Source organism: Glycomyces mayteni, assembly GCF_042428885.1.
In the GTDB taxonomy this organism is placed as follows: Bacteria; Actinomycetota; Actinomycetes; order Mycobacteriales; family Micromonosporaceae; genus Glycomyces; species Glycomyces mayteni.
The window spans coordinates 69,835-84,021 of record NZ_JBHMBP010000004.1; the positions used below are offsets into that span (position 1 = coordinate 69,835).

General features: G+C 71.6%; 11 protein-coding genes. 10 read left to right on the forward strand and 1 reads right to left on the reverse strand.

What is annotated here, in order from left to right; translation table 11 throughout:
* Positions 1-81 precede the first annotated feature (81 nt).
* Genes ACFFXY_RS15515 through ACFFXY_RS15540 form a run of 6 tightly spaced genes read left to right on the forward strand, consistent with a single transcriptional unit; the run spans position 82 to position 6,636 of the window.
* Positions 82-1,908, forward strand: coding sequence for an ABC transporter substrate-binding protein (locus tag ACFFXY_RS15515; RefSeq protein ID WP_382352209.1), 1,827 nt, complete (start codon positions 82-84; stop codon positions 1,906-1,908).
* Complete coding sequence (locus ACFFXY_RS15520; protein WP_382352212.1) at positions 1,905-2,951, forward strand: ABC transporter permease; 1,047 nt, start codon at positions 1,905-1,907, stop codon at positions 2,949-2,951. Before ACFFXY_RS15515 ends, ACFFXY_RS15520 begins: the two co-directional genes overlap by 4 nt.
* Entirely contained in the window at positions 2,948-3,859 is a 912-nt protein-coding gene (locus ACFFXY_RS15525; protein ID WP_382352214.1) for an ABC transporter permease, read from the forward strand. The genes ACFFXY_RS15520 and ACFFXY_RS15525 overlap by 4 nt, the downstream gene beginning before the upstream one ends.
* Positions 3,856-4,839: an ABC transporter ATP-binding protein gene (locus ACFFXY_RS15530; protein WP_382352217.1), complete on the forward strand. Its 984-nt coding sequence runs from the start codon at positions 3,856-3,858 to the stop codon at positions 4,837-4,839. The genes ACFFXY_RS15525 and ACFFXY_RS15530 overlap by 4 nt, the downstream gene beginning before the upstream one ends.
* Positions 4,832-5,809 carry an ABC transporter ATP-binding protein gene (locus tag ACFFXY_RS15535; RefSeq protein ID WP_382352220.1) on the forward strand — a complete coding sequence of 326 codons (978 nt, stop codon included), beginning with the start codon at positions 4,832-4,834 and terminating at the stop codon, positions 5,807-5,809. The genes ACFFXY_RS15530 and ACFFXY_RS15535 overlap by 8 nt, the downstream gene beginning before the upstream one ends.
* Positions 5,806-6,636 (forward strand): M55 family metallopeptidase, encoded by an 831-nt coding sequence (locus ACFFXY_RS15540; RefSeq protein WP_382352223.1) that lies wholly within the window; start codon positions 5,806-5,808, stop codon positions 6,634-6,636. Before ACFFXY_RS15535 ends, ACFFXY_RS15540 begins: the two co-directional genes overlap by 4 nt.
* Here ACFFXY_RS15540 and ACFFXY_RS15545 read toward each other — a convergent pair.
* Positions 6,593-7,924: an RNA-guided endonuclease InsQ/TnpB family protein gene (locus tag ACFFXY_RS15545; RefSeq protein ID WP_382352226.1), complete on the reverse strand. Its 1,332-nt coding sequence runs from the start codon at positions 7,922-7,924 to the stop codon at positions 6,593-6,595. The two genes, ACFFXY_RS15540 and ACFFXY_RS15545, sit on opposite strands and share 44 nt — an antisense overlap.
* 147 nt (positions 7,925-8,071) lie before the next feature.
* Here ACFFXY_RS15545 and ACFFXY_RS15550 point away from each other — a divergent pair, with 147 nt between their 5' ends.
* The 4 genes from ACFFXY_RS15550 to ACFFXY_RS15565 all read left to right on the forward strand — a co-directional run bounded on the left by ACFFXY_RS15550 (position 8,072) and on the right by ACFFXY_RS15565 (position 14,186).
* A complete protein-coding gene (locus ACFFXY_RS15550; protein ID WP_382352229.1) occupies positions 8,072-9,364 on the forward strand; it encodes a M20/M25/M40 family metallo-hydrolase in 1,293 nt (430 codons plus the stop codon).
* 9 nt (positions 9,365-9,373) lie between these two features.
* Entirely contained in the window at positions 9,374-11,359 is a 1,986-nt protein-coding gene (locus ACFFXY_RS15555) for a prolyl oligopeptidase family serine peptidase (RefSeq protein ID WP_382352232.1), read from the forward strand.
* Entirely contained in the window at positions 11,356-12,279 is a 924-nt protein-coding gene (locus ACFFXY_RS15560; protein ID WP_382352235.1) for a S66 peptidase family protein, read from the forward strand. Before ACFFXY_RS15555 ends, ACFFXY_RS15560 begins: the two co-directional genes overlap by 4 nt.
* A 134-nt stretch (positions 12,280-12,413) precedes the next feature.
* Positions 12,414-14,186, forward strand: a complete 1,773-nt coding sequence (locus tag ACFFXY_RS15565) for a glycoside hydrolase family 3 protein (protein WP_382352238.1) — start codon at positions 12,414-12,416, stop codon at positions 14,184-14,186.
* The last annotated feature ends 1 nt before the right edge of the window (position 14,187 follow it).

The following is a 14,187-nucleotide window of genomic DNA, read 5'->3' on the forward strand; positions in this document are numbered from 1 at the left end:
CCGGTACATCTGAGGCCCGCGGCGATTGCACGCGCGCGGAGCCGCCAGGCGCCCGGAACCGAATGCGAGGACCTGCACCCCATGAATCCCCATGCCCTGAAGCGGCGGCTACTGGCCGCCGCGGCCGCGCTCCTGATGTCGGCCGGAGCGCTGGCCGTGGCCGCCCCCGGTGCGGCGGCCCAAGAAGAGGACAAGGACACCCTCCTCATCGCCACGAACCAGGAGGTCGACACCTTCAACCCGTTCAAGCGGCGGTTCGTGATCACGTACGAGACCAGCATGATGACGTACGAGACGCTCGTGCGCATCGGCGCGGACTACGAGCCCGAGCCGGGCCTGGCGACCGAGTGGGAGGAGTCCGAGGACGGTCTCACCTGGACGTTCACGATCCGCGACGGCGCGACGTGGTCCGACGGCGAGCCGCTGACGGCCGAGGACGTGGCGTACACGTACGGCCTGCTCATCGAGAACCAGGCGATCCACGACTGGAACATCGACTTCGCGGGGAACCTCGTCTCCGCGGAGGCGACGGACGAGACCACGTTCGTGCTCACCCTCGCCGAGCCGTCCCCGTGGGACGTGCTCACCCGCGAGGTCTACATCGTCCCCGAGCACGTCTGGTCCACTTACGCGGACCCGTCGGCGGACGACGCGAACGAGCTCCCGCTGGTCGGCTCCGGCCCGTTCCAGGTCACCGAGTACCAGACCGACGAGTTCATCCGCCTGGAGGCCAACGAGTCCTATTGGGAGGGCGCGCCCGGGTTCGACGAGGTCGTCTACGACTACTACACCGAGACCGACGCGGCCGTGGCCGCGCTGGAGGCCGGCGAGGTCGACATCGTGGGCAACGGGATGGGCGGCCTGAACCCGGCCCAGACCGAGGCGCTCCAATCGCAGGACCACGTCACCGTCAACGACGTGGAGGGCCGCCGGTACGTCTCGCTGACCCTCAACTACAACTCGGTGACGCAGGACGGCACCGAGTTCGGCGACGGCCACCCCGCGCTCAAGGACCCGGTCGTCAGGCAGGCCCTGCACATGGCGCTCGACAAGCAGGCCCTCGTGGACACCGTCCTCGACGGCAGCGGCACCCCGGCGGTCTCGATCATCCCGGCGATCTTCGAGCAGTACCACTGGGACGGCGGCGACCAGCTCGTCGGGTTCGACATCGAGGGCGCGAACGCCCTGCTCGACGAGGCTGGCTACGCGCTCGGCGACGACGGGGTGCGGACCATGCCGGGCACCGGCGAGCGGCTGAGCTTCCGGTTCTACCAGCACGCCGACAACACCGCGTACGCCACGATCGCGCAGTTCGCGACCGAGTGGTGGGCCCAGATCGGCATCGAGGTCGTGCCCGAGGCGATCGAGCAGAGCGCCCTGAACGACCTGGCCTACCTCGGCGAGTTCGACATCGCCTTCTCCGGCTGGGGCGTGGGCCCCAACCCGACCGAGCAGCTCGGCATGCACACGTGCGCGGTCCTGCCGACCCTCACCGACGGGTCCGAGCGCTCCAGCGAGAACAACTACTGCAACCCCGAGTTCGACGCGCTCCACGAGCAGCAGAAGGTCGAGTCCGACCCCGACGCGCGCGCCGAGCTCGTCAAGGAGCAGCAGGCGATCATGTACGCGGACACGCCCGTGATCTACCTGTACTACCAGAACGTCATGGAGGCGTACAACCACGACCGGATCACCGGCATGACCACGCAGCCCTCGGACGGCGGCATGGTCACCGGCCAGCAGGGCTTCACGTGGTCGTACTACACGGCGCAGCCGGCGGGGACCACCGAGGACTCGGGCGTCCCGGTGTGGGTGTGGATCGCCGTCGGCGCGGCGGTCGTCGCGGTCGTGGCGGGCGGCGCCTGGTTCGCGATGCGGCGCAAGAGCACCGCGGACGAGCGCGAATGACCGAAGTGCCACTCCCCGCGGGCGGGGCCGCCTCGGCCCCGCCCGCGGGGCGGCGCGCGCGGCGGACCTCCTCCGGCTTCGGGCGCTACCTCCTCAAGCACGTCGGCGGGGCGGCCGTGTCGCTCCTGCTCGTCCTGTTCTCGTCGTTCTTCATCTTCCGGCTCATCGGCGGCGACCCGATCGACCAGCTCACCCGCGAGCGGCCCGTCTCGCCGGAGCAGCGGGCCGCGATGCGCGCCGAGATGGGGCTCGACCAGCCCATGTGGAAGCAGTTCTGGGACTACATCACCGGGACGCTCACGATGGACCTCGGCGACTCGTTCCAGTACCGGCGCCCGATCTTCGACCTCATCGTGGAGCGGCTCCCGGCCACGCTCCTGCTCTCGGGCACGGGCATGGTCCTCGCCGTGGTCCTCGGACTGTGGATCGGGACGCGCTCGGGCTGGCGGCAGGGCAGCCGGTACGACCGCGGCCACGTCGCCACCGGACTGCTGCTGTACTCGGCGCCGACGTTCTGGCTCGGCATGATCGTCATCCTGGTGTTCGCCAGGTACATGGGGATCTTCCCGGTCAACGGGATGCGCTCGCCGAGCACGCCGCCGCAGTTCTGGCCGCAGGCGCTCGACATCGCGCACCACCTGGTGCTGCCGGTGCTCACGTACACGGCGGTGGTCTACGCCGGGTACCTCATGATCATGCGCTCGTCCATCCTGGACGAGATCGGCTCGGACTACCTCACCACCGCGCGGGCCAAGGGCCTGCGCGACGACGAGGTGCGCGACAGGCACGCCGTGCCGAACGCCCTGCTGCCGACGGTGACCCTGGTGTTCCTCGCGATCGGCGGGGTCGTCAACGGCTCCATCGTGACCGAGGCGGTGTTCTCCTGGCCGGGCCTGGGGAGCCTGTTCGTGCAGGCGATCTTCTACCCCGACCGGCCCGTCCTCCAGGCGCTGTTCGTGCTGTTCTCGGCCTCGACCATCATCGCGGTGCTCGCCGCCGAGGTCCTCTACTGGTTCATCGACCCCCGGATTCGGAAGTCATGACGGCATCCCCCACCACCTCGCCGCGGGCCCTGGCATGGGCCCGGCGGCGGCAGTCCTTCGCGCGGTCGTGGGCCGCGTACCGGGCCCAGCGGACCGGCATGGTCGGCCTGGTCCTCCTGGGCGCCATCGTGATCCTCGCGGTCTGCGCGCCGGTCCTCATCGACGAGTCGGCGCTCTCGGTCACGCAGGCCACGGGCGGGCGCATGGAGCCCCCGAGCATGGAGTTCCCGCTCGGCACCGACGAAGTGGGCCGCTCGGTCCTCGCGCTCACGCTGTGGGGCTCGCGCCTGTCGCTCCTCATCGGACTCACCGCCACGGTGGTCGCGATCCTCATCGGCACCGCCGTCGGCGTCACCAGCGGCCACGTCGGCGGCGCCTACGGCTGGTTCGCGCTGCGGATCTCCGACTGGTTCATGGTGCTGCCCAGCCTCGTCGTCGCGATCGCGCTCCTGGCGGTCCTCGGGCGCAGCATGGGCACCACGATCCTCGTCATCGCGCTCGTCTCCTGGTCGGGGACGACCAGGCTCGTGCGGGCGCAGACGCTCACCGTCCAGGCCCGGCCGTACCTGGAGCGCGCCAGAGCGCTCGGCGCCGGGCACTGGCACCAGATGACCAAGCACATCATCCCGAACGTCCTGCCGCTCGTGCTCGCCAGCGCGACGCTGCTGGTGCCCTCGGCGATCCTCATGGAGTCCTCGCTCGCGTGGCTGGGCCTGGGCGACCCGAACGTGGTGTCGTGGGGTTCGATCCTCAACCGGGCCAGCGACAACGGGGCGGTGTCGGCGCACGCGTGGTGGTATCTGCTGCCGCCGGGCCTGGCGATCCTGCTGGTGGTGCTCGCGTTCATGATGTGCGGGCGGGCCCTGGAGGCCGTGTTCAACCCGAGGCTGCGAGGGGAGCAGGCATGACGCTCTTGGAGTTCCGGGACGTGCACGTCACGTACACGGGGTCGCGCGGGCGGGTCCCGGCCGTGCGCGGCGTGGACCTGAAGGTGGAGGCCGGGAAGGTGCTCGGCGTCGCGGGCGAGTCGGGGTGCGGGAAGTCGACGCTGGCGATGGCGGTGCTGCGGCTGCTGCCGAAGTCCGCGGAGGTGACCGGGGAGATCCTGCTCGACGGGGAGGACCTGCTCACGATGGGGTGGGGCCGGCTGCGGGCGGTGCGGTGGACGGGCGCGTCGATCGTGTTCCAGGGGGCGATGCACTCGTTGAACGCGGTGCAGCGCATCGGGAAGCAGGTCGCCGAGCCGATGCTGGTGCACGATAGGGAATTGAGCGCCGCGGCAGCGGCGAAGCGCGCGGCGGCGCTGCTGGAGCGGGTGGGGCTGCCGGCGTCGCGGCTGCGGTCGTACCCGCACGAGCTGTCGGGGGGCCAGCGCCAGCGCGTCATGATCGCGATGGCGCTCGCGTGCGATCCGGACCTGATCATCGCCGACGAGGCGACGACGGCGCTGGACGTGATGGTGCAGGCCCAAGTGCTGCAATTGATCTCGGGGCTGGTGAAGGAGCGCGGGGTGGGGCTGGTCATGATCAGCCACGACCTGTCGGTGCTCTCCGCGACGTGCGACACGGCCGCGGTGATGTACGCGGGCCGGGTGGTGGAGCAGGGTCCGGCGCACGAGGTGTTCGCGCGGGCGCGGCATCCGTACTCGGCGGCGCTGGGGGCGGCGTTCCCGGTGATCGGGGACCCGGCGTCGCGGCGCAACCCGGGGGGTCTGGCGGGCGATCCGCCGGACCCGGGGCGGCTGCCGGAGGGCTGCTCGTTCCGGCCGCGGTGCGCGGTGGCGGTGGAGCGGTGCGCGGAGGCGTCGCCGGAGTTGCTGCAAGTGGAGGGCGCGCGGCTGTCCGCGTGCTTCGTCGCCCAGGAGGGGGAGCCCGTTGTCCTTGGATAAGGTGCTGACGGCCCGGGAGCTGCGGGTCGAGTTCGGTCTGCCGGGCGGGCGGGTCGCGCGCGCGGTGGACGGGGTGGACCTGGACGTGGCGCCGGGCGAGATCGTGGCTTTGGCGGGCGAGTCGGGGTGCGGGAAGACGACGCTGGCGCGGACGCTGCTGGGTCTGGAGCGGGCGACGGGCGGCGAGGTCGCCTTCGGCGGGGTGCCGCTGGGGCGGTCGACGAAGGCGCTGAAGGCGTACCGGCGGCAGGTGCAGCTGGTGCTCCAGGACCCGTCGGGGGCGTTGAATCCGCGGCACACGGTGTACGACGCGGTTGCTGAGGGGCTGCGCATCCACGGGATCACCGACGACGAGCCGGGCCGGGTGGCGGAGGCGCTGTCGCGGGCGGGGCTGCGGCCGCCGGAGCGGTTCTTCCTGGCGTATCCGCACGAGCTGTCGGGCGGTCAGCGCCAGCGCGTGGTGATCGCGGGGGCGCTGGTGCTGGAGCCGAGCATCCTGGTGGCGGACGAGCCGGTGGCGTCGCTGGACGCGTCGGTGCGCGGGGAGATCCTCTCGCTGCTGCTGCGGCTCAAGGAGGACGCGGGTCTGGGGGCTCTGGTGATCACGCACGACCTAGGTCTGGCGTGGAGCATCGCGGACCGGATCGCGATCATGTACCTGGGGCGGATCGTGGAGCAGGGGCCGGTGGAGCAGGTGCTCACGGCGCCGCGGCACCCGTACACGCGGGCTTTGGTGTCGGTGCTGCCGGACTCTCCGGTGGCGGAGCCGATCGTGCTGGCGGGCGAGCTGCCGGACGCGTCGCGGATTCCGGGCGGGTGCCGGTTCCGGCCGCGCTGCCAGGAGGTGGCGTCGGGGGGCGCGCTGAAGGTCCTGGACCAGTGCGAGGGCGTGGACCCGGCGGTGCTGGGCTCGGAGGCGGAGCCGCATCTGGTTGCGTGCCATCTGGATCGTGCGAGGATGTCGGTGTGAAGATCCTCATCAGCGCCGACATGGAGGGCGCCACGGGCGTGACGTGCCCGGAGGACGTCCTGCCGGGCGGGCCGGGCTGGGAGCGGATGCGGCCCGTGTTCACCGGTGACGTGAACGCGGCGGTGCAGGGCCTGTTCATGCAGGGCGCCGACGAAGTGGTGGTGAACGAGGCGCACTGGTCGATGCGGAACCTGCTGCTGGAGCGGCTCGATCCGCGGGCGACGATGATCACGGGGCGGCACAAGGACCTCTCGATGATGGAGGGCGTGCAGCACCGGGACGTGGACGGCGTGGTGTTCCTGGGCTACCACGCGGGCGCGGGGTCCGAAGGGGTGCTGGCCCACACGTACCTGGCGAACTCGGTGACGGGCGTGTGGCTCGACGGGGTGCGCGCGAGCGAGGGCCGCTTGAACGCGGCGGTGGCCGCGGAGTTCGGGGTCCCGGTGATCATGGTGATCGGGGACGACAAGGCCGTGGAGGACGCGGAAGGGTATGCGCCGCAGGCGGTCGGCGTGGCGGTGAAGGAGTGCGTGTCGCGGTACGCGGCGCGGTGCCTCCCTCCGGAGGTGTCCGCGGAGCTCATCAGCGCGGGCGCGGCCGCGGCGGCGGCGCTGGCGGTGCGGCACGAGCCGGTGGCGGCCCCGCACCGGGTGGAGGTCGAGTTCGACGCGGACCATCTGGCGCGGGCGGTGACAGTGGTTCCGGGCGTCGAGGTGTGCGGGGAGCGGCGGGTCGGGTACGGGTCGGCGACGATGTACGAGGCGATCCGCGTGTTCAAGGCGGTCACGACCCTGGCGAGCGCGGCGATGGAGGACCAGTTTGGTTGACCGGCGATGGAGGAGCAGTTTGACATCCTCCTCTCCCGTGAGGGAGAGGATTCCAACCATTACGTTGAGGTTCACGGACGTTCACCCGCTGGCACGGAGTCGTCCCTCCGGCATGTCCTGCCGCGATGTTGATGGCAGCATTGATGTCGGCGTTGCACGCGAATCCGCAGGAGACACAGGAGAACTCGGCTTGGCTCTTGCGCGAGTGCTTCTCGATCCATCCGCATGCGGAGCAACGCAGACTCGTGTAGGGGGCCGGGACATCTTCGACTCGGCCAGGAGCTTTCTGCTCGGTGCGGGAACGGAGCAGACCCCAGCCCTGAGCGAGGATCGCCCGGTTGAGACCGGACTTGGCGGCGATATTTCGGCCCGGCTCTGTCGCAGTGCCTCTGGCGGAGCCGGTCATGTTCTTAATGTTGAGCTTTTCGAAACGGATCACATCGAACCCGGTCGCGAGCGTCGTCGAAGTCTTCTCAACCCAGTCGCGGCGCCGGGCAGCCTCCTTGGCCTTGATCTTCGCGGCCTTGGCATACTCGGCAGCGCGTTGGTCAGAGTTCTTCGGGGCGCGGGCAGCGCGGCGCTGGTGCTTACGGTGCCGGGCCCGTTCGGCCCCGGTGAGTTGCGGGCAGTTGAACGTCCGCCCGTCCGAAAGCGCGGCCGTGATCACCACACCGCGATCGACTCCGATGATCTTGCCGGTGCCGGGCGCCGGTTTCGGAACCGGCATGACCGCGAATGCCGCATGCCATTGACCGTTGCGAAAGGTCACTCGGAACGTCTTCGCATCAGGGAGACCCCGATTTTTGTTGAGCCGGAACCTGACCTGACCGCAGCCAGGCACGTTCACTTTCGCCCAGCGACGGTTGAGCCGCTCGACCCGGACCGACCGGGACATGACCTGTTTGCCCTTGGCGTTGAGCTTCGGGGTGCCATCGTCTTCGAATGCAGGGACTCGGTCGGTGCCGATCACCCGGAAACCCTCGTGTCGGTAGCGCTTGCGCCAGGTCGGCTCCCCGTGACCCAGCGCGAAACGGCGGGCAACAGTGTGGTCGAAGTCGCGCAGCGCTTGTTGTTGAATTTCGGCGTTGCCTTCTCTCAGCCATTCGCTCGCTGCTCGGGCCTCGGTCAATTGTCGCGCAAGCTCCACATACCGAGGTGTGGGCCCCTTGTGCCGCGCCCAGTAGGACCGCTGCTCGACTGCGAGGTTCCAGACGTACCGCGCTTGAGCGCAATGCAGCAGCATCTGATGTTCCTGCTGTTGCGTCGGGTACATCCGGAAACGAGCCATAACACGATTATATTCCGAATAACTCTCAGTTGCCACACATGTTCAACCTGTTCGAGATGTGCAGTTGCATCCTGTATGGAATGGCGGAAACAATGCAATCACCCTACAACGCCTGGGAAATGTCCATTTCTACCGGGAGCGGCCTCAATGGCTGATGAGCGGGCGTTGGAGGAGGTCGTCGCGTTCACGCGGGACCTGATCCGGTTCGACACGACGAACCTGGGCGGCGGGGACGGGAACGAGCGGGCGGCCGCGGAGTTCGCGGCGGAGCGGCTCGCGGAGGCGGGCCTGGAGCCGGTGCTGGTGGAGAAGGCCCCGAACCGGTCGAACGTGGTGGCGCGCTTGGAGGGGTCGGACCCGGAGGCGCCGGCGCTGCTGGTGCACGGGCACCTGGACGTGGTGCCCGCGGCGGCGGCGGACTGGTCGGTGGACCCGTTCGCCGGGGAGGTCGACGCGGACGGGATGCTCTGGGGCCGCGGGGCGATCGACATGAAGAGCATGGACGCGATGATGCTCGCGGCGGTGCGGTCGTGGGCGCGCGAGGGGGTGCGGCCGCGGCGGTCGATCGTGTTCGCGTTCGTCGCGGACGAGGAGGCCGAGGCCGAGTACGGCTCGCGGTACCTGGCGCAGGAGCACGGGGACCTGTTCGCGGGCTGCACCGAGGGGGTCTCGGAGTCCGGCGGGTTCACGTTCCACAGCAACGGGATGCGGATCTACCCGATCGCGGCGGGCGAGCGGGGCACGGCCTGGCTGGAGCTGGCGGCGCGCGGGAAGGCCGGGCACGGGTCGAAGCGGAACCCGGACAACGCGGTGAGCAAGCTGGCGGCGGCGGTGGCGCGGATCGGCGCGCACGAGTGGCCGCTGCGGGTCACGCCCGTGGTGGAGGCGGCGGTCGCGGAGCTGGCGGCGCTGCACGGCGTCGCGGCAGACTACGAGGACCTGAGCGGGCTCGGCGCGGCCGCGCAGCTGGTGGACTCGACGCTGCGCAACTCCGCGAACCCCACGGTCCTTGAGGCGGGCTACAAGGTCAACGTGATCCCCGAGCACGCGCGGGCCGAGGTGGACGGCCGCGTCGTCCCCGGCGGGGAGGACGAGTTCGAGGCCACGATGGACGAATTGTGCGGCCCCGACGTGGCGTGGCGGTACGCGCACCGGTCCCGGTCGCTGGCCTCGCCCGTGGACTCGCCGGTGTTCGCGGCGATGCGCGCGGCGGTCCTCAAGCACGACCCGGAGGGGCACCCGGTGCCGTTCTGCATGTCGGGCGGCACGGACGCGAAGGAGTTCTCGACCCTGGGGATCACCGGGTACGGGTTCTCGCCGCTGGGGTTGCCGCCGGAGTTCGGGTACGGCAGGCTGGCGCACGGTGTGGACGAGCGGGTCCCGGTCGAGGGGCTCCGGTTCGGCCTGCGGGTCCTGGACGACTTCCTGCTGAACGCTTAGGAGACGGATGTGAAGCGAGCCCCTTACGGCGCCTGGGAGTCCCCGATCGGCACGGGCCTGGTCGCCGCGTCCGACGGGCGGCCGGGCTTCCTCGGCGCGGTCGGCGACGAGCTGTGGTGGACCGAGCCGCGCCCCGAGGAGGGCGGGCGGCGGGCGCTCATGCGCCGCACCGCCGACGGCGCGGTCGAGTCGGTGCTGCCCGCGCCGTGGAACGTGCGCAACCGGGTCCACGAGTACGGGGGCCGCCCGTGGGCGGGCGCGATCGGCGGGGACGGCAGTCCCGTCGTCGTGTTCACGAACTACGAGGACCAGCGGCTGTACGTGTTCGAGCCGGACCGGCGGCGCGAGCCGCTGCCGATCAGCCCGGCCCCGGCGTTCCCGGGGGCGCTGCGCTGGTCGGAGCCGGTGGTGGACCTGGATCGGTCCGTGGTGTGGGCGGTCCTGGAGGAGCACACCGGGCCGGGCCCGACCGACGTCAGGCGGGTCATCGCGGCCGTGGACCTGACGCGGCACGGCGACGACGCGCGAGTGCGGGAGTTGACCGACGACTCGTACCGGTTCCTCACCGGACCGAAGCTGAGCCCCTCGGGCGGGGCGGTGGCGTGGATCGCCTGGAACCACCCGCACATGCCCTGGGACGAGACGGAGTTGCGCGTCGCCGAGGTCGCGGGCGAGCACGACCCGGTCCTCGCCGAGGCGCGGACGGTCGCCGGGGGCGACGGGGAGTCGATCGCGCAGGTCGAGTGGTCCCGGGACGAGACGCTCGTGTTCGCCGGGGACCGGACCGGCTGGTGGAACCTCCACTGGGCGGACCCGCACACCGGCGACCGCGGCCCGGTCCACGAGGCCGAGTCCGAGTTCGCCGGGCCCCTGTGGACGCTCGGCTCCACGTGGTTCCAGATCCTCGCCAGCGGCGACATCGCCGCCGTCCACGGCAAGGGCGAGAGCCGCCTCGGGGTCTTCGACGCGTGGGAGCGGAGGCTGACCCCCGTCGAGGGGCCCTGGACCGACTGGGCGCCGGGCCTGGCCGCCGCCGACGACCACGTGTACGGCCTGGCCGCCGGTCCGCACACCGGCTACGAGGTGGTGGAGGTGGACACGCGCAGCGGCGCCGCGACCGTGGTGGCCGCTGCCCACGAGCACCGGGTGGACCCTGCGTACCTGCCGGTCCCCGAGCACCGGAAGTTCGCCGGGCCCGAGGGCCGCGAGGTCCACGCCCACGTCTACCCGCCGCGCAACCCCGACTACGAAGGGCCCGAAGGGGAGGCGCCGCCGTACGCGGTGTGGGTCCACGGCGGGCCCACCAGCCACGTGCGGGCCGTGCTCGACATGGAGCTGGCGTACTTCACCTCCCGCGGCATCGGCGTCGTCGAGGTCAACTACGGCGGGTCCACCGGGTACGGGCGCGCCTACCGCGAGCGGCTGCGCGAACGCTGGGGCGAGGTGGACGTGGAGGACTGCGCGGCCGTGGCCCGCGCGCTCGCCGCCGAGGGCGCCGCCGACCCGGCCCGGATCGCGATCCGCGGCGGCTCCGCGGGGGGCTGGACCTCCGCGGCCTCGCTCACCTCCCCCGCCGCGCGAGGGGTGTACGCGTGCGCGGTCGTCAAGTACCCGATCCTGGACCTGTCCGGGTGGACCGGCGACGACACGCACGACTTCGAGTCCCAGTACGTGTACTCGATGGTGGGCCCGCCGGAGGTCCTGGAGGAGCGCTCGCAGGAGCGGTCCCCCGTGCACCACGCCGACCGCATCGCCGTCCCGTTCCTCCTCCTCCAGGGCCTGGAGGACGAGATCTGCCCGCCCGCGCAGGCCGAGAAGCTCCTGGAGCGCGTCCAGGGCAAGGGGATACCGCACGCCTACCGCGCCTACGAGGGCGAGCAGCACGGGTTCCGGCGCGCGGCGACCATCGAGGACGCCGTCCTCGCCGAGCACGCCCTGTACGCCGAGGTGTTCGGCTTCCAGGGCCCCGACTTCGACCTGGGGCTCAAGCCGTGACCCTCGCACCGCTGCGCCGCCCGCGGCGCCTCGTCCCCGGCGACCGCGTCGCCGTCGTCTCCCCCGCGAGCCCCTCCCCCGCCGAGCGCATCGACGCGGGGCTGGCGGTCCTGCGCTCGTGGGACCTCGAACCGGTCCTCATGCCGCACGCGGCGGGCCGGACCGGGCTGTTCGCCGGGACCGACGCCGACCGGGCCGCCGACTTCCAGGACGCGTGGCTCGACCCCTCGGTCGCGGCCGTGTTCGCCGCGCGCGGCGGGTACGGGTCGCAGCGGATGATCGACCTCGTCGACTGGGAGCGGCTGCGCGGCGCGGAACCGAAGGCGTTCATCGGGTTCAGCGACGTGACGGCCCTCCACGAGGCGCTCGCGCTCAACCTCGGCGCCGCCTCCGTCCACGGGCCCATGCCCACCTGGTCGGCCTTCACCGACGACGCGGGGATGCGCGAGCACCTGCGCCAGACCCTGTTCGAGCCCGAGCGGGTCCAGAAGATCGCCTCCCCCACCGCGCGGGCCATGAACGGCGGCACGGCCACCGGGGTCACGATCGGCGGGACGCTGACGCTCCTGGCCGCCGGGATCGGCACCCCCGACCACCGCTCGGACGTCGCGGGCGGCCTGCTGCTGCTGGAGGACGTCGGCGAGGAGCCGTACCGGATCGACCGGGCCCTGACGCAGCTGCGCCGCGCCGGATGGTTCGACGGCCTCGCCGGGATCGTCCTCGGCTCGTGGGCCGAGTGCGGCCCGTACGAGGAGGTGCGCGCCGTCCTCGCCGACCAGCTCGGCGGCCTGCCGATGCCCGTCGTGGAGGAGTTCGGGTTCGGGCACTGCACGCCGTCGCTGACGATCCCGTTGGGCGTCAAGGCGACGCTCGACGCCGGCGCCGGGACGCTCCACTTCGGAGTCCCGGCGCTCGCCTGACCGCGCCCGACGCACTATTTTGAAAATTCTCTCCGTAGTCTTGCCTTTACCTGAAGTTTTCTGCCAGGATGAGCGGATCGGGCCTACCCGTCGAAAAGGGACCGCCCGGACCCCGCACAGACTGGAGCCGCTCAATGGAGACCCATCCCCGCCGGACCGTGCTCGCCGCCGCCCTCGGCGCCGCCGCGGCGACCGCCGCCGCAGGAACCGCACAAGCCCACGGCGGCGGCGAGCGGAAGTTCGTCAAGCGCCGCCTCAAGGCCATGAGCCTGGAGGAGAAGGTCGGCCAGCTCTTCACCACCTACGCGTACGGGCAGACCGCCGACACCACCGCGGCCGCCGACGTCGCCGCCAACCGGACCGCGCACGGCGTCGACAACGCCGCCGCGCTCATCGAGAAGTACCACCTCGGCGGCGTCATCTACTTCGCGTGGTCGAACAACGTCGCCAACCCCGCCCAGATCACCGCGCTCTCCAACGGCCTCCAGGACGCCGCCCTCGCCGGGTGCGGGACGCCCCTGTTCATCGCCACCGACCAGGAGCACGGCCTCGTCACCCGCATCGGCCCGCCCGCGACGCAGCTGCCCGGGGCGATGGCCCTCGGCGCCACGCACGACCCCGAGGCCGCCCGCGCCGCGGCCGTCATCGCCGGGACCGAGCTGCGCGCGATGGGCCTGAACCAGAACTTCGCGCCCGACGCCGACGTCAACGTCAACCCCGAGAACCCCGTGATCGGCGTGCGCTCCTTCGGGTCCGACGGCGAGCACGTCGCCGCGTTCGTGGCCGCGCAGGTCGAGGGCTACCAGGCCCGCGGCGACCTCGCCGCCACCGTCAAGCACTTCCCCGGGCACGGCGACACCGAGGACGACAGCCACTCGGAGCTCCCGCAGATCGACCACACCTACGAGCAGTGGCGCGAGATCGACGCCCCGCCGTTCCGCGCCGCGATCGCCTCCGGCGTGGACCTCGTCATGACCGCGCACATCCAGTTCCCGGCCCTCGACGCGTCGCTGCGGCCCGCGACGCTCTCCGAGGAGATCCTCACCGGGCTCCTGCGCGACGAGCTCGGCTACGACGGCGTCGTCATCACCGACTCCCTGCGCATGGAGGGCGTGCGCAACGGCTACGGCGACGACCGCATCCCCGTCCTCGCGCTCCTGGCGGGCGCGGACATCCTGCTCATGCCCGAGCACATCGACATCGCGTTCAACGCCGTCCTCGACGCGGTCGCCAGCGGCGAGGTGTCGCGGCGGCGCATCGACGAGTCGGTCACCCGCATCCTCGGCCTGAAGTACCGGCTCGGCCTCTTCGGCGACCCGTACGCCGACCCCGACCTCGTGGACGACGTCGTGGGGATTCCCGCGAGCCTCGAAGCGGCGCAGGCGCTCTCGGACCGGACCACCACGCTCGTGACGAACGACGGGACGCTCCCGGTCCCGACCGACGGCGGCTCCGTGCTCGTCACCGGGTGGGGCGTCACCACCGTCGCCCGGCTCGCCGCCGAGTTCGCGAACCGCGGGTGGAGCCCCCACAGCCTCGTCACCGGGGCCGCGCCGACGCAGGCGCAGATCGACGCGGCCGTCGCCGCAGCCGCGGGCAAGGGCCTGATCGCGGTGTCCACCAACAACACGAAGCTCAACCCGACCCAGGTCGCGCTCGTCGAGGCCCTCGCGGCCACCGGCGTCCCGGTCGTGGCGCTCGGCGTCCAGAACCCCTACGACATCGCCCACCTCGGCGACCACCCCAACGCGTACCTCGCCACGTACTCGTACTCGCTCGACGGCCTCGAATCGGCCGTCCACGCGATCCTCGGCTCGGTCGACCCCGCCGGGCGGCTCCCCGTCGACATCCCCACCGCCGACGGCGCCGGCGTTCTGTTCCCCTTCGGCCACGGCCTGAGCTACTAGG